Genomic DNA, 14,847 nt, shown 5'->3' on the forward strand with positions numbered 1-14,847 from the left:
CGCGTCATGCCTTACGCGACGCAGCGCGACACGGCCGCCCAGCTTGTCTGCCACCCCTGCGCGCGAGCTACTCCTGCGAACGCGGCGTCGGCACCTTGGCCGCCACGCTGAAGTCGGCGATCTTCCACAGATAGAACGCGGCGTAGCTGCGATACGGGCCCCAGCGTTCGCCGCGTGCGGCCAGTTCCTTCGGCGTCGGCATCTGCTCCTGCTTGTCCACGCGCTGCGCGCCTTTGCGCACGCCAAGGTCGTCGATCGGCAGCAGATCCGGGCGACCCAGGCGAAACATCAGCATCATTTCCACCGTCCAGCGGCCGATGCCACGCACCGGTATCAGCGCCTGGACAATCGCTTCGTCGTCCATGAAAGCGAGCTTGCGTAACGAGGGAATCTCGCCTTCCAGTTCGCGCCGCGCCAGATCGCGCAATGCCAGCGCCTTGTTGCCGGACACGCCGCAGGCGCGCAATGCCGCATCGTCGATACGAGCGAGCGTATCCGCATGCAACCGCTGCGCACCGATCGCCACTTCCACCCGCGCCACGATCGTGGAGGCCGCCTTGCCGCTGAGTTGCTGAAACAGGATCGCGCGCGCCAATGCATCCACCGGATCGAACGGCTTGCGCCAACCCGGCTGTGGCGCGATCGGGCCGATGCGCTTCATCCACGCACCCAGCGCGCGGTCGCGCCGGGTCAAGTGCGCGAACGCAGCTTCCACATCGAATCCGCGGGCATGGCGCGGCATGCTCAGCGCCTCAACGCGCCGATCGCCAGCACCACCCAGCCCAGCATCAGGCTGACCCCGCCAACCGGCGCCAGGCTGGTGGGCCACTGCAGCAGCGCGCCACCGACCAGGCTGCCAGCAAACAGCAGCGTGCCGATCAACAGCAGATACAGACCGATCCGACCCAGCGCGCGCGTTTCAGTGGTGCCAAGCACGGCCAGGACGGCGCCATGCCCGAATGCATACAGCGACGCCAGTTGCAGCCGCGATTGCAGCACTGCATCGGCCACGCCATGCGAGGCATAGGCCGACAACCCCACCGCGATGGCGGCCAGCAACGCGCCGCAGAACGCCAGCAGCGAGGGATGTTTCTTACGACGTTCGAGCAGGGACATGAGGGCAGGCTCCATTGCAGCGCTGTGGCGCAAAAAAAACGCGCCGCAAGGTTGCGGCGCGTTTTCGTCTGGATCAACTCATCGTGGTGAAACGATTACTTGATGGCCCAGTAAACATCGTAGACACCTTCCGGCGTAAACGACTTGTCCACGCCTGCCTTCCACGACTCGTACGGACGCTCGGTCACGTCGTTGCCGTTGGTGGCAGACCAGGCACGCAGCGAGCTACGCACTGCATCCAGACCGGCCATGTGGCCTGCGTAGGTTGCATAGGCGGAGCGATGCGCCTTGGTGCGCTCGTACTTCACCGGTGCTTCGGTCGGGATATTGACCTTCAGCTCCTCGCCAGTGGCGGCGACCGGCGTTGCATCTACCGGAGCAGCGGCAGCGGCGTCGTCCTTCTTGGCAGCGTCCTTGGCCGCATCCGGCTTGGGAGCCGCACCGGCACGCTTGCGCACCGGCTGCACGACGTCGAAGGCGTACTTGTCGGAGGCGAAGTCGGTGGTGACGATGCGCACCGGACCCGCAGCCTCAAGGCCGTTGGAATCCATCACACGCTTGATCCACTCCTGGTTGTCCTTGATCGACTTCTTGATCGTCTCGTTGTCACGATCGATGTTGCCTGCGGTGACGACCAACAGGTCCTCGGCCGGCACATCGACGATCTTGAGATCGCTCAACACCGGCTTGCCATCCAGCTCGGCGCGGTAGTCGAAATTGGGAACGGTGGCCAGTGCGGTCGCCAGACGCGACAGACCCAGTTTCAGGTCGTCACCCACGTGGCGGCTGACATACAGGCCGGCATAACGACCGAACAGGTTCCAGCCGTACTTGACGCTGTAGTCCTGCGTGATCTTGACGTTCTTGTTGTTCTTGCCGGTCGGCACCAGAGTGAAATTGGTGACCTTGTCGTAGCCCTTGGTGGGATCGTCGATCGAAATCTCAACGCGCTCGTTCTTGACGCTGTTGGTGATCTCCCAGCTGCCCTTGCCGATGTAACCTTCGGTGGAGCTGTACTCGATACGTGCACCCTTGCCCTCTTCAGGGCCGGCCAGCTTCAGCTGGAGCTTGGGGTCACGCAGCACGAGCGGGTTCCAATCCTTGAAACGACGGAAGCTGTTCACGGTGTCGTAAACAATCGTCATTCTGCGGTTGGTCTCAACACTCTCGGACATCTGCCGCTCCGAGGGCAACACCAGGCCCACTACGACAAACAGGCCAGCCACGATCCCCAAGGCGATCAGGAACTCGATAATACGGGTCATTCAGGAGGTCTCCGGGGCCGATCCCACGGCCGGGTTGAGTGAAGCGAAGCCGCCATCCTAGCAGGCTTCGAGAAAGATGTTCAGTTGTGCGACGGGTAGCGCGGTCTTGCGGTGTCATCCAGCGCAAGACACGCCGTTGCACAGCGACGCAATCCTAATCCAGGCAGGGGTTTGGACGGATTGCGCGCCGCTATGATGCACATCGCGCGATGCCTGTGTGTGATGCAGCGATGGCATGGCGCATTCGCCCTGCTCGTCAGCCTGTTGCCATGCAGATGCACAGCAACGCGCCACGATGAATCGCACCGCAGTGAATCAGGCACGCTCGCAGGGTGAAACGCGCCGCGCGCCTTGCCCCTCAGCGCCGCCGGGGATTGGGCGCCGCCGGGCGATGCCGTCAGACCAACTGCAGCTCGAAGGCCTTCAATACCGCGCGGGTGCGATCGCGCACGCCGAGCTTGGACAGAATGTTGGAGACGTGATTCTTGATGGTGCCCTCGGCCACGCCCAGCGAATTGGCGATCTCCTTGTTGGAAAACCCGCTGGCCATCAGCCGCAGGATCTCGGTCTCGCGGTCGGTCAGCGGGTCGGGCCGGTCCAGGCTGACGAACTCGTTGCGCATGTGTTCCAGGCCCGACAGCAGGCGCTGGGTCACCGCCGGCTGCACCAGCGAGCCGCCGCCGGCTACGGTGCGGATCGCGCCGACCAGTTGTTCCAGCGAGACATCCTTGAGCAGATAGCCCTTGGCGCCGGCCTTGAGCCCGGCCAGTACCAGTTGGTCGTCGTCGAAGGTGGTCAGGATGATCGTCGGCGGCAGCGTGCCGTTGCGCGAGAGCATCTGCAGCGCCTCCAGCCCGGACATCACCGGCATGCGCATGTCCATCAACACCACATCGGGCTGAATCTGCGGAATCTGCTCGACCGCCTGCTTGCCATCGGAGGCCTCGGCGACCACTTCGATGCCGTTGTCCAGCGCCAGCAGCGAGCGGATGCCCTGGCGTACCAGGGTTTGGTCGTCGACCAGGCACACACGGATCATCTAGAACACTCCTTGGGTCACGGCCGCAGGCATCAGTGCCGGCGCGCCTGGAACGGAGATGCGCAGGCCGAAGCCGTCACCCCGCCGGGTTTGAATCTCGAGCTGGCCACCATACTGGTTCAGGCGTTCGCGCATGCCTCGCAACCCGTTGCCGGGCGCCACGGTGTCGGCGCCGTGGCCGTCGTCGCGGGCGTCGATCAGCACGGTGTCGGCATCGCGGCGCACCTGGATCCACAGGTTGCGCGCACCGGCATGGCGCACCGCATTGGTGATGATTTCCTGGGTACAGCGCAGCAGCACGTGGGCGCGCTCGGGGTCGTCCAGGGTCAGCGGCTGGGCGATGTCCAGATGGATGTCCAGCGAGGGCACCTGGGTCACCAGCGGGCGCAAGGCCGCTTCCAGATCGATGGCGCCGCTGTCGCGCAGGTGGCTGACCGCTTCGCGCACGTCGGTGAGCAGCAGTTTGGCCAGCGTATGCGCCTGGCGCACGTGTTCCTGGGCCTGGCCCTCGGTGATGTGGCCGGCCACTTCCAGGTTCAGGCTCAGCGCGGTGAGGTGGTGGCCGAGCAGATCGTGCAGCTCGCGCGAGATGCGGGTGCGCTCGTTGATGCGGGCGCTTTCGGCCAGCAGCGCGCGGGTGGCGCGCAGTTCGGCATTGAGCCGGCGCTGTTCTTCGCGCGCATCGGTCTGCTGGCGCGCGACCAGGCTGGTCACGAAGATGAACATTGAAAAGCCGCCGTACAACAGCGACTGCATCAGCGCGGCGAACAGGGTGAAGTCCGGGCGCAGGTAATAGAACACCGGCAGCACCGCCAGCTGGCTGAGCACCAGCCAGGCCACGCCGATGCGCAGCGGCAGCAGCCACGGGATCACCCCGGCCGCCACCATCATCAGAATGCTGCCCAGCCCGGTTCCGCTCAGATAACTGACCGCCAGCGCGAAGATGGTGAGCAGCAGCAGAATCAGCCGGTCGTACCAATGCGCGTGGCCGCCGCTGTTCAACCCGCGCGTCAGCCAGAAGTAGCTGGCGCCGAAGCCGACGAAGAACCCCGACATCAGCAGGGCTTCGGCCACGCTGCGGTGGTCGCCCTCTTCGGCAACCGGCCAGTAGGTGTACACCAACGGCATGGCGATCATCGCCCAGGTGAACAGGCCGGCGAAGCGCAGGACGCGCGTATGACTGAGGTATCCCAACATGTACGCATCTTAGGCGTAACGCGCGGCCCTGCCCTCTTGCCGGAAGTCATGCATCGGCGCTTTGGCAACACGTGGCAGTACGACATCGGCGCGCCGCTGCCGCCTCCTCGTCCGCATGCCCTGCGGAGCGCGCATGCCGGGTCGCCGCTTCAGGCCACGCATGTAATAATCCGACGCAGATCCGATTTCGGGTCGAGAGCGTTACCCCACGGAGTCCCAATGTCGATCGTTATCCGCGACGTGCGCGAGCACGAGCTCGATTCCGTCCTGGCCCTGAACAACAATGCCGGACTGGCAATCCTGCCGCTGGATCCAAACAAGCTGCAGCGCTTCTACGAGCAGGCCGAATATTTTCGCGTCGCCGAGCGCGACGGCAACCTGGCCGGGTTTCTGGTCGGGTTTGGTAGCGGTAGTGCGCATGACAGCAGCAATTTCGCCTGGTTCCGGGACCGTCATCCGGAATTTTTCTACATCGACCGCATCGTGGTCGCCAGCCGCCGTCGCGGTGGTGGCGTCGGGCGTGCGTTCTATGCCGATGTGCAGAGCTACACCGAGTTGCGCTACCCGCAACTGGCCTGCGAGGTGTTCCTGGACCATGGCGCCGATGCGGCGTTGTTGTTCCATGGCAGCTTCGGCTTCCGCGAGGTCGGCCAGAACACCATGGCCGATGTGGAAGTGCGCGCCAGCATGCTGATGAAAGACATGTGCAGCTATCCGTGGGTCAAGGAGACCTATGGCGGCAAGTTGCCCGAGCAGTTGCCGTGGGTCGGCCGGCCGCGTCATGCCGCTGCCACCGACAACGCATCGACGGGGAGCTGAGGCGTGGCGAGCGTGAATGTGGATTTTGAACAAGCCGGCGAACTGAAGATCGGCCAGGTGGGCATCGCCAATCTGCGCGTGCGCACGCTGGATGTGCCGCGCCTGCTGCGCGAGATGCAGGAACGGGTGACCCGCGCGCCCAAGTTGTTCGGGCGTGCGGCGGTGATCCTGGATTTCGGCGGGCTGTCGCAATTGCCCGACGTGACCACCGCCAAAGCGCTGCTGGATGGTCTGCGTGCGGCCGGCGTGCTGCCGGTTGCATTGGCCTACGGCACCAGCGAGATCGATCTGCTGTCGCAACAGCTCGGCGTGCCGCTGCTGGCCAAGTTCCGTGCGCAATACGAACCCACTGCGGCGAGCCCACCGCCTCCGCCGCCGCCACCTGCACGCGCCGAACCCGCCGCGCCTGTCGTGCGCCCGGCACCTGGCCGCATGCAACGCAACGCGGTGCGTTCGGGACAGCAGCTGTATGCGGAGAACTGCGACCTGACCGTACTCAGTACGGTGGGTGCCGGCGCCGAGGTGATCGCCGACGGCAGCATCCATATCTACGGTACCCTGCGTGGCCGCGCGTTGGCCGGTGCGCAAGGCAATACCGACGCGCGCATCTTCTGCCGCGATTTCCACGCCGAACTGGTCGCCATCGCTGGCCACTACAAGGTGCTGGACGATGTCCCCATGGAACTGCGTGGCAAGGCCGTCCAGGTCTGGCTGGAGCAGGATCAGATCAAGATCGCTGCGCTGGACTGACGCAGCCCAACCACTGAAATATTTCGGAGAAATCCTTTGGCTGAAATCATCGTAGTCACCTCCGGCAAGGGCGGCGTCGGCAAGACCACCACCAGCGCGAGCCTGGCCTGCGGGCTGGCAAAGCGCGGCAAGAAGGTCGCCGTCATCGACTTCGACGTCGGTCTGCGCAACCTGGACCTGATCATGGGCTGCGAGCGGCGCGTGGTGTACGACTTCGTCAACGTCGTGCATGGCGAGGCCACGCTCAAGCAGTCGCTGATCAAGGACAAGCGCTTCGACAACCTTTACGTGCTGGCTGCCTCGCAGACCCGCGACAAGGATGCGCTGACCCAGGAAGGCGTGGAGAAGGTACTCAAGGATCTGGTTGCCGACGGCTTCGAGTACATCGTCTGCGATTCGCCGGCCGGCATCGAAAAAGGCGCGTTCCTGGCGATGTATTTTGCCGACCGCGCGGTGGTGGTAGTCAACCCGGAAGTGTCTTCGGTGCGCGACTCCGACCGCATCATCGGCCTGCTCGATTCCAAGACCCGCAAGGCCGAGGAAGGCAAGACCGTTCCTGCGTTCCTGCTGCTGACCCGCTACAGCCCGGGCCGCGTGGAAGGTGGCGAAATGCTCAGCATCACCGACGTGGAAGAAGTGCTCGGCCTCAAGGCCATCGGCATCATTCCCGAATCCGGCGATGTGCTCAACGCTTCCAACAAGGGCGAGCCGGTGATCCTGGATGCCGAGTCGCCGGCCGGCATGGCGTACGACGACGCGGTCGCCCGCATCATGGGCGAAGACCGCCCGATGCGATTCACATCCGTGGAGAAGAAAGGCTTCTTCAGCAAGCTGTTCGGAGGGTAAGCATGGGCCTGCTCGATTTTCTCAAGAGCAAGAAGAACACCGCCGAGACGGCCAAAAACCGCCTGCAGATCATCATTGCGCAGGAGCGCAACCATCGCGGAGGTCCGGACTACCTGCCGCTGCTGCAGCGCGAATTGCTGGAAGTGATCAAGAAGTACGTCAACATCGATGCGGATGCGGTACGGGTTGATCTGGTCAAGGACGGCGAACACGACGTGCTGGATATCTCGGTCGCGTTGCCGGAAGACGGCGACAAGTAAGAGTGGCCGGCAAAACGACTGCGATCACCGCCAGGCTGCTCGCGACTTTGTGTTAGCCACTCCAGAGCCTCTGGACGGCACCGTATTTGCACGGTGCCGTTTTAACGTGTGACCCGACCGCGAGCTCTCCCGCGTGACCATCGATTCTTCTTCCGCATTCGACTCCGAATCCGAATCTGCCACTGTAATGTGTGTGGCCGATATCGGCCTGGACGCACCCGCCGCGCTGCTCGCACGTTATGGCCTGCGCCTGCATCGCGTGGACATCGGCGCGCCGATACCAGGCAGTTTCTGGGGCGAGCCGGAGGCCGGCATCATCGGTTGCGATGTCTACGTGCGCGACGACACGCCGGTGCATTCGCTGCTGCATGAGGCCGGGCATCTGATCGTGTTGCCGGTGGAAAAGCGTGCCGCCGTGCATACCGATGCCACCGACTCGGTGGATGAAGAAGACGCGACCTGTTATCTGCAGATCCTGCTGGCCGATCAGTTGCCCGGCGTGGGCAGCGCGCGCCTGATGACCGACATGGATACCTGGGGCTATACGTACCGGCTGGGATCCACGCGTGCATGGTTCGAGCAGGATGCGGAGAACGCGCGTCGCTGGTTGAGCGAGCGCGGGTTATTGCCGGTGTTAAGTGCTGCGTGCGTTTGATAGGGCTGCGGTGCGATGCGCGATGAGCGCGCAATGCGCATCGCGACTATTTATCCCTGTAGCCCGGTCGCAATCGTCGAGCCGGACAGATCCAGCGTCGCCACCGTGCCCTGCCCTGCGCTGGAATCCAGATGCAGATGCCAGCCCAGGTGCTCGCATAGGCGCCCGATCAACTCCAGCCCGATGCCGTTGCCCTGGCGTGCATTGCCGCGTGCCAGCCGCGCATAGATGGCACTGATTTCTTCCGGCGTCATGCCATGGCCCGGGTCGGCGATGCGTACCACGCCCGGTGGAGAGAGCGAGACCCGGATGATGCCGCGATCGCTGTTCTCGATCGCGTTGCGCAGCAGGTTGCCGATGGCGGTCTGCACGATGGCTACCGGCGCGGTCAGGCTGCACGGCGGCAATGGGTCGATGACCACCTGCAGATCCTTGTCGGCGCACAGATGCGCGTGGTCGGCGACGATCTCCGGCAATAGCTGATCCAGGCGCAGCGTGTCGTTGCCGCAGCTCAGCCGTCCGGGGTCCTTGGCCAGCACCAGCAACAAGGTGATCAGCTGTTCCACCGCACCGCTGGTATGCGCGATGCGCTCGAGCTGATGACGCACCGCAGGCGGTGTACCGGGCTGTTCCAGCGCCAGTTCGGCGGCGTTGCCGATCACCGCGATCGGGGTGCGCAACTCATGGCTGGCGCTGTCGATGAAGGCGCGTTCGCGCTCCACGAACTGGCCGTTGCGCTCGAGATAATCGTTGAGCGCATCGGCGATAACGTACAGCTCGGCACTGCCCTGTGGGCCCACGGCGATACGTTGCGCGCGCCGCTCCGGGCGCAGCGCGCCGATATCGCGTGCCAGTTCGACCAACGGCCGCACCAACCGCGCCATCGCATAGGTACCCATCACCAAGGTGACGCTGATCAGCGCGATGCCCGCGGCGAGCATCCAGCGGGTGAGAAATTTTTCCAGCGCTTCGAAATCGGTGATGTCCAGCACCAGCGCCAGGCGGCCGGCCTGCGCGGTGTCGCGCACCATCACCGCACTCTGGCGGCCGGCGATTTCCAGCTCGTCGTGCAGGCCAGGATGCAAAGTACGCAACACCGGCGGCAGCGCCGCACTGTCATCGACGCGGTACAGCCGCAAGGTGTCCGAATCCTGCCAGCGGTAACCCGGATCCTGCGCGCTGCGGTCCAGAATGCTGTCCAGTTCGGAGTTGAGCAGCGAGCGCCAGACGCCGTGTTCGGCGCGCTCGTGCAGATACTGCGCGGTGCCGAACACCGCCAGCGTCATCAACAACGTGTAACCGAACAACCACACCAGGACGCGGCGGCCCAACGGTCGCTGCTTAGCCATCGATGGATTCGCCTGTGGCAAGCGCGCTGGTGCCATCCAGCACCGCCAGCCGGTAGCCGAGCCGCGGCAAGGTGTGGATCAACTTCTGCGCAAACGGGCCGTCCACGCTGCGGCGCAATTCGTAGATATGCGAGCGCAGCATGTCGCCATCGGGCGGGTCGTCGGCCCACAACGATTGCTCCAGCCGCTGCCGGGTGACGGCGGCGGGGCTGGCCTGCATCAGCACTTCCAGCAACTTGCGGCAGGCCGGATACAGATGCAGCGCCTGGCCGGCGCGGGTGGCTTCCAGCGTGGACAGATCCAGCCGCAGGTCGGCCACCTGCAGCAGCTTGCCGCGACGACGGCCATGCGCACGCGCCAGTAAGGCCTCGATGCGCACTTCCAGTTCGGGCAGCGCGAAGGGCTTGGTCAGATAGTCGTCGGCTCCGGCGCGGAACCCGGCGATCTTGTCGGGCAGTTCGTCGCGCGCGGTGAGCATGATCACCGGCAACTCGGACTGGTGCTGCTCGCGCAGGCGGCGCAGCACTTCCGGGCCGTCCATGCGCGGCATCATCCAGTCCAGCACCAGCACGTCGTAATGCTGAGTAGTGGCCAGGTGCAGGCCGGTGACGCCGTCCGGCGCAGCGTCCAGGGTGTGCCCGCGCGCTTCGAAATACTCGAACAGATTGGCAACCATGTTGCGGTTGTCTTCGATGACCAGCAGCCGCATGAGCAGGTTTCCAGGGCGGCCCGGCAGGGGCGATTTGCGCATCCTAACCGAGCCTGGCCAAACGCAACCGTTACCGGTGCTTCCGACAGAATTCCGACCCGCTTGCCGGATAGTGTTCCGCCACTTTCATCAGAGCGTGCACGTGTCGCCTGCCATCTCTGCCGCTGTGTCCCGTCAACGCATGCTGCTGGTTGCGCTGGCGCTGATCGTTGTCAGCCTGCTGGCCGGCCTTGGCTTACGTCAGCCCAATCCGCCGGACGAGCCGCGCTTTGTGCTGGCCGCACGCGGCATGGTCGAGACCGGTCAGTGGCTGCTGCCGCATCGCGGTAGCGAGCTGTATGCCGAAAAACCACCGGTGTTCATGTGGTTGCAGGCCGCCAGTTATCAGCTGGTGCCGCACTGGCCCGTCGCGTTTTTACTTCCTTCGCTGCTGGCGGCGCTGGCCACGCTGTGGCTGACCTGGGACCTGACGCGGCGGTTATGGAATCGGCGCGTGGCGCGCCATGCGGTGCTGGCGTTGTTTGCGGTGCTGCAGTTCGGCCTGATGGCCAAGCGTGCGCAGATCGACATGGTGCTGGTGGCGCTGACCACGCTGTCGTTGTGGGGGATGCTGCGGCATCTGCTGCGCGGGCCGGACTGGCGCGCGTGGACGCTGGGAGTGTTCGCGGCCGGCGTGGGAACGGTGACCAAAGGCGTGGGCTTTTTGCCACTGCTGCTGTTGCTGCCGTGGATGGCGTTGCCGCGCAGGCACTGGAGTGTGTTGCCGGCGCGTGCGCAGGCAGGGCGCAGCTGGTTGTTGGTAGTGCCGGCGTTTCTGGCCGGCACTGCGGTGTGGCTGGGGCCGCTTTGCATCGCGCTCCTGCAAAGCAACGACCCGGTGCTGCATGCGTACGCGCATGAGTTGTTGTTCAAGCAGACCGGCACCCGTTACGCACACGCGTGGCATCACGTGAAGCCGGTCTGGTACTACCTGCAGGTGATCGCCACGCTGTGGTTGCCCGGCTGCCTGTTGTTGCCCTGGCTGCTGCCGGCCTGGTGGCGACGACTGCGGCGCGGCGATCCGCGCTATGTGCTGCTGCTTGCCTGGAGCGTGTTGGTGCTGGTGTTCTTCAGCGCCAGCCCGGGCAAGCGTGAGGTGTATATCTTTCCGATGCTGCCGGCGTTGTGTATTGCCGCCGCACCGCTATTGGCCGGGCTACTGCGCAAGCGCGGCATCCGCGTGCTGCTGACCGGCTATGTGCTGCTGCTTGCGGTAGCCGCACTGGTATTGGGTATCGGGATCGCATTGCATCTGCATTGGGCGGAAAACACCGCGCTCAAGCGCGGAATGGATCTGGCCTCGATGCAATCGGTGGGTGTCTGGTTGATCGCCCTGGGCGCGGTCGGTCTGGCAGCGATCGCATGGTGGCGCGGCAAACGCGCCGGCATTGCGGTGGTGGTGGTGACCGCAGCGCTGTGGATCGTATACGGCCTGGGTTTGATGCCGACATTGGATCCCTATAGCTCGGCCGCGCGATTGATGCAGCATGTCGGTCAACGCATCGGCCCGGATGCCGAGCTCGGCATGCTGGCCTGGCGCGAGCAGAACATGCTGCAAGCGGATCGGGCAGTGACCGACTTCGGCTTCAAGGCATCTTGGCAACAGCAATGGGACAAGGCCGGTCCGTGGCTTGCACACGCGCCGGAGAAACGTTGGTTATTCGTGCTCAAGCAGGCTGTACCGGCGTGTATCGCTCCGGCGCAACGCATCGATATCGGCGAATCCAATCGCAATCAATGGCAACTGGTGCCGGGCACCGCGTGGCACGCCGGTTGCATCGCCACTGCGTCCGACACCGAACAAACCGGTAGCGATGGCGATACAGACTGAATGCTCGGTGTCGATTAACGGCTGGGCAACTCCGGTCCGACCGCTCTCCGACATCCGGGTTTCGAAGATGCCGGGCAATGACACAGACCGACATTCCGATGAGCACGCTTCCCGTCCATGCGCCAGTTCTGGTGCGCATCGCCCCTGATGTGCGGGCGCGTTTTTTTGTTCGCCATCTATGGATGCCGCTGACAGGTGTGCTGTTGCTCAGCGCATTGTTGATGGGCGCCGGTGGCGACCAGTGGATTGCCGATGTGCTGTATCGCCTGGAAGGCGGGCAATGGCTGCTCAAGGAGCATTGGTTTACCAGCGGGGTTGTGCATCGCGCCGGCAAATGGTTGAGCACAACTGCCGGAGTTTGCGTGTTACTGCTGGCTGTGGCCGCTTGGTTTGCTCCACGCAGACGTGCACTGCGCTGGCCACTGACGTATCTCGCCGCATCGATCGCACTGTCGACCTCGCTGGTGTCGCTACTTAAATCATGGACAGCGATGGATTGCCCCTGGGATCTGAGCCGTTATGGCGGTACGCAGGCAATGATCGGTTTATTTGAGTCGCGCCATGGCATTGCTGCTTCCGGGTGTTTTCCCGCCGGCCATGCAAGCGCCGGTTATGCGTGGGTGGCGCTGTATTTTTGTGCGCTGTCTCTACGTCCCGCATGGCGCTTTACAGGTTTGTTCGCAGGTCTAGCAGCAGGTCTCATTTTCGGTATTGCACAACAACTGCGCGGCGCGCATTTTCTCTCGCACGACCTATGGTCGCTGGCGGTGTGTTGGGTGAGCGCACTGGCACTTTACTGCGTGATGCTGGCTCGGCCGCATCGCGCGCGTGGTTTGATGTTGCAATCGGGGGATGCAGCATGAGTACCTGGCTACCGGAGCCGCAAGGGCAAGCGCGCCCGCGTGCGCTGACCTGGAGTACCCGGCCGACCGTATCGACCGAGGCACTGGTCCTGCTGTCGAGCCTGTTTTTCGCCCTGGTGTGCAACCAGTTGTTCTGGCGCACGGCGATGGCGACGCATCCAGGCAGCATTGGATTTGCCATCTCGTTGATGGCGTTGTTGCTGGCCGTGCATGCCCTGCTGTTGGGCTTGCTGGTCTGGCGCTGGAATGCGAAACCGCTACTGACGGTGCTGCTGTTCACCACCGCATTGGCTGCGCATTACATGGACAGCTACAACGTCTATCTGGATGCGGACATGCTGCGCAACGTGCTGCATACCGACCACAAGGAATCGCGCGAGCTGCTCACCCCTGGCTTGATCCTGCCGCTGGTGTGCTACTTCCTGATCCCCACAACGCTGTTGTGGCGCACCCGGTTGCGCGCACGCAGCACCGGCAAGTCGCTGGCGATTCGCGCCGGCTTTCTGCTGCTAGTGGCAGTGGTGGGCGCGGCGGGCACCATGCTGTCGTTCCAGGATATTTCCGCGTTGATGCGCAATCACCGCGAGGTGCGTTACCTGGCCACGCCGATCAATTACATCGTGGCGTTGCGACAGAACCTCAAATCCGATTCGCCGATCAAGCACGCGCCCAAGCAACCGATCGAACACGATGCCATGGCCACGCCACGTGCTGCCGGCAGCCGCCCACGTTTGCTGCTGGTGGTCCTGGGCGAAACCGCGCGTGCGCAGAACTGGGGCCTTAATGGTTACGCACGCCAGACCACGCCGGAGCTGGCGCAGGCCGGGGTCATCAACTTCCCGGACATGCATTCGTGCGGCACCAGCACCGAAGTCTCGGTGCCCTGCATGTTCTCGCCGTTTGGCCGGCGCGATTACAACGAAGACATGATCCGCGGCCATCAGTCGCTGCTGCATGTACTCGATCACGCCGGCATTTCCACGCTGTGGCGCGACAACCAGTCTGGCTGCAAGGGCGTGTGCGATGGCCTGGAGCTTCAGAAGCTGGACGATGCGACCACACCGGGATTATGTGCCGACGGCCGCTGCATGGACGAGATTCTGCTCAGCGACCTGGCCGCACAGGTGCGTGCCAAGCCAGGCGATCGCGTCGTGGTGCTGCATCAACTTGGCAGCCATGGACCGAGTTACTTCGAACGCTACCCGGCGCATTTCGAACGCTTCAAACCTGTGTGTAAAACCGCCGATCTGGGCAGCTGCAGCCGCCAGGACATCGTCAACGCCTACGACAATTCCATCGGCTATACCGATCACTTCCTCAATCAGGCCATCCACACCTTGCGCGGCCTGCAGGACTACGACACCGCCATGATCTACGTCTCCGATCACGGCGAATCACTCGGCGAAAAAGGGCTGTATCTGCATGGCGTGCCGTATGCGATCGCGCCCAAGGAGCAGACACACGTGCCGATGGTGATGTGGTTCTCGCCGGAGTTCGCGCGCGATCGCGGCCTGGATGAAACCTGCCTGCGTCACCGCGCCGGTCAGTACACCGATCACGATGCCTTGTTCCCCTCGATCCTGGGTCTGATGCAGGTCAAGACCAGTGTCTACGAACGCGAGCGCGATCTGTTTGCACAATGCGCGGGATGAACGCAGTTTGGATATTTCCCGGAACCGGTGAGAAGATCACGCCTGCCGTGTTTGTTCGCGTACGGATGGACGAGTCCAGAGCCCAGAGCAATTAGTCGAGGGCGCGGTGCCCTCGCCGCTCGCGGGACACGCCGCAAGTACCTCCCTGTAGGCTCGGTGGCGGCATCCATGCCGCCACACGGTCCCGCAAGCGGCGAGGACACCGCACCAGAGAGTTCGTCGGTGGTCGTGTGAAAAGCTGCTTGTTGCTCGGGGTGCATCGGGACGATGATCGGCCGCGGCGTTATCGGAACAATGCACATCATGCACTTCTTGCAACCATGCACACCGACCATCTCCACTGGTCCTTGCCCGCCCACCGTCGCGGGACCTTACGCGGCATGGATGCCGCGTAAGAGCCTACATGGACGTACTTGCGGCGTGTCCCGCGATGGTGGGCGGGCAAGGGCCCTGCAGC

15 protein-coding genes are annotated in these 14,847 nt (G+C 63.8%); 8 read left to right on the plus strand and 7 right to left on the minus strand.

The features are described from left to right. Positions 1-67: 67 nt before the first annotated feature. The 5 genes from AC1KVG_RS14630 to AC1KVG_RS14650 all read right to left on the minus strand — a co-directional run bounded on the left by AC1KVG_RS14630 (position 68) and on the right by AC1KVG_RS14650 (position 4,617). Positions 68-742 (minus strand): DNA-3-methyladenine glycosylase family protein, encoded by a 675-nt coding sequence (locus AC1KVG_RS14630; protein ID WP_023903108.1) that lies wholly within the window; start codon positions 740-742, stop codon positions 68-70. Between the two features lie 2 nt (positions 743-744). Then, complete coding sequence (locus AC1KVG_RS14635) at positions 745-1,131, minus strand: DUF423 domain-containing protein (protein WP_170118591.1); 387 nt, start codon at positions 1,129-1,131, stop codon at positions 745-747. Positions 1,132-1,211: 80 nt separating this feature from the next. Further along, positions 1,212-2,381 (minus strand): polyketide cyclase, encoded by a 1,170-nt coding sequence (locus AC1KVG_RS14640; protein ID WP_168957959.1) that lies wholly within the window; start codon positions 2,379-2,381, stop codon positions 1,212-1,214. Between the two features lie 397 nt (positions 2,382-2,778). Further along, positions 2,779-3,420 (minus strand): response regulator, encoded by a 642-nt coding sequence (locus AC1KVG_RS14645; protein WP_006450021.1) that lies wholly within the window; start codon positions 3,418-3,420, stop codon positions 2,779-2,781. After that, entirely contained in the window at positions 3,421-4,617 is a 1,197-nt protein-coding gene (locus AC1KVG_RS14650) for a sensor histidine kinase (RefSeq protein WP_006450022.1), read from the minus strand. It abuts the gene before it with no gap. A gap of 219 nt (positions 4,618-4,836) precedes the next feature. Here AC1KVG_RS14650 and AC1KVG_RS14655 point away from each other — a divergent pair, with 219 nt between their 5' ends. The 5 genes from AC1KVG_RS14655 (at position 4,837) to AC1KVG_RS14675 (ending at position 7,947) form a co-directional block, all read left to right on the plus strand. Continuing rightward, a complete protein-coding gene (locus AC1KVG_RS14655) occupies positions 4,837-5,436 on the plus strand; it encodes a GNAT family N-acetyltransferase (RefSeq protein WP_006450023.1) in 600 nt (199 codons plus the stop codon). A gap of 3 nt (positions 5,437-5,439) precedes the next feature. Then, on the plus strand, positions 5,440-6,186 hold the full coding sequence (gene minC / locus AC1KVG_RS14660; RefSeq protein ID WP_481094863.1) for a septum site-determining protein MinC: 747 nt from the start codon (positions 5,440-5,442) through the stop codon (positions 6,184-6,186). 36 nt (positions 6,187-6,222) lie between these two features. Continuing rightward, positions 6,223-7,032, plus strand: a complete 810-nt coding sequence (gene minD / locus AC1KVG_RS14665) for a septum site-determining protein MinD (RefSeq protein ID WP_006450025.1) — start codon at positions 6,223-6,225, stop codon at positions 7,030-7,032. A gap of 2 nt (positions 7,033-7,034) precedes the next feature. Continuing rightward, the gene (gene minE / locus AC1KVG_RS14670; RefSeq protein WP_005994583.1) at positions 7,035-7,292 is read left to right on the plus strand and encodes a cell division topological specificity factor MinE; all 258 of its coding nucleotides are present in this window, start codon (positions 7,035-7,037) and stop codon (positions 7,290-7,292) included. A gap of 187 nt (positions 7,293-7,479) precedes the next feature. Further along, positions 7,480-7,947 (plus strand): hypothetical protein, encoded by a 468-nt coding sequence (locus AC1KVG_RS14675; protein WP_481094872.1) that lies wholly within the window; start codon positions 7,480-7,482, stop codon positions 7,945-7,947. A 50-nt stretch (positions 7,948-7,997) separates the two neighbouring features. On the opposite strand, the gene AC1KVG_RS14680 is transcribed toward AC1KVG_RS14675, so the two are convergent. Together AC1KVG_RS14680 and AC1KVG_RS14685 are read right to left on the minus strand one after the other, a co-directional pair. Next, positions 7,998-9,296: a sensor histidine kinase gene (locus AC1KVG_RS14680; RefSeq protein WP_481094864.1), complete on the minus strand. Its 1,299-nt coding sequence runs from the start codon at positions 9,294-9,296 to the stop codon at positions 7,998-8,000. After that, complete coding sequence (locus AC1KVG_RS14685; protein WP_481094865.1) at positions 9,289-10,005, minus strand: response regulator transcription factor; 717 nt, start codon at positions 10,003-10,005, stop codon at positions 9,289-9,291. The genes AC1KVG_RS14680 and AC1KVG_RS14685 overlap by 8 nt, the downstream gene beginning before the upstream one ends. Positions 10,006-10,141: 136 nt before the next feature. On the opposite strand from AC1KVG_RS14685, the gene AC1KVG_RS14690 reads away from it, so the two are divergent. From AC1KVG_RS14690 to AC1KVG_RS14700, 3 genes are all read left to right on the plus strand, one after another. Then, positions 10,142-11,875, plus strand: coding sequence for an ArnT family glycosyltransferase (locus tag AC1KVG_RS14690; protein WP_481094866.1), 1,734 nt, complete (start codon positions 10,142-10,144; stop codon positions 11,873-11,875). A gap of 98 nt (positions 11,876-11,973) precedes the next feature. Continuing rightward, positions 11,974-12,738, plus strand: a complete 765-nt coding sequence (locus AC1KVG_RS14695) for a phosphatase PAP2 family protein (protein WP_481094873.1) — start codon at positions 11,974-11,976, stop codon at positions 12,736-12,738. After that, positions 12,735-14,390, plus strand: a complete 1,656-nt coding sequence (locus tag AC1KVG_RS14700; protein ID WP_481094867.1) for a phosphoethanolamine transferase — start codon at positions 12,735-12,737, stop codon at positions 14,388-14,390. Before AC1KVG_RS14695 ends, AC1KVG_RS14700 begins: the two co-directional genes overlap by 4 nt. Positions 14,391-14,847: the final 457 nt, after the last annotated feature.

This window comes from Xanthomonas sp. NCPPB 3959 (genome assembly GCF_056675575.1).

Excerpts from the sequence above, each read along its gene's own strand:
- AC1KVG_RS14630 (WP_023903108.1), bottom strand. The coding sequence starts at position 742 with ATGCCGCGCCATGCCCGCGGATTCGATGTGGAAGCTGCGTTCGCGCAC.
- AC1KVG_RS14635 (WP_170118591.1), bottom strand. The coding sequence starts at position 1,131 with ATGGAGCCTGCCCTCATGTCCCTGCTCGAACGTCGTAAGAAACATCCC.
- AC1KVG_RS14640 (WP_168957959.1), bottom strand. The coding sequence starts at position 2,381 with ATGACCCGTATTATCGAGTTCCTGATCGCCTTGGGGATCGTGGCTGGC.
- AC1KVG_RS14645 (WP_006450021.1), bottom strand. The coding sequence starts at position 3,420 with ATGATCCGTGTGTGCCTGGTCGACGACCAAACCCTGGTACGCCAGGGC.
- AC1KVG_RS14650 (WP_006450022.1), bottom strand. The coding sequence starts at position 4,617 with ATGTTGGGATACCTCAGTCATACGCGCGTCCTGCGCTTCGCCGGCCTG.
- AC1KVG_RS14655 (WP_006450023.1), top strand. The coding sequence starts at position 4,837 with ATGTCGATCGTTATCCGCGACGTGCGCGAGCACGAGCTCGATTCCGTC.
- minE (WP_005994583.1), top strand. The coding sequence starts at position 7,035 with ATGGGCCTGCTCGATTTTCTCAAGAGCAAGAAGAACACCGCCGAGACG.
- AC1KVG_RS14675 (WP_481094872.1), top strand. The coding sequence starts at position 7,480 with ATGTGTGTGGCCGATATCGGCCTGGACGCACCCGCCGCGCTGCTCGCA.
- AC1KVG_RS14680 (WP_481094864.1), bottom strand. The coding sequence starts at position 9,296 with ATGGCTAAGCAGCGACCGTTGGGCCGCCGCGTCCTGGTGTGGTTGTTC.
- AC1KVG_RS14685 (WP_481094865.1), bottom strand. The coding sequence starts at position 10,005 with ATGCGGCTGCTGGTCATCGAAGACAACCGCAACATGGTTGCCAATCTG.
- AC1KVG_RS14695 (WP_481094873.1), top strand. The coding sequence starts at position 11,974 with ATGAGCACGCTTCCCGTCCATGCGCCAGTTCTGGTGCGCATCGCCCCT.
- AC1KVG_RS14700 (WP_481094867.1), top strand. The coding sequence starts at position 12,735 with ATGAGTACCTGGCTACCGGAGCCGCAAGGGCAAGCGCGCCCGCGTGCG.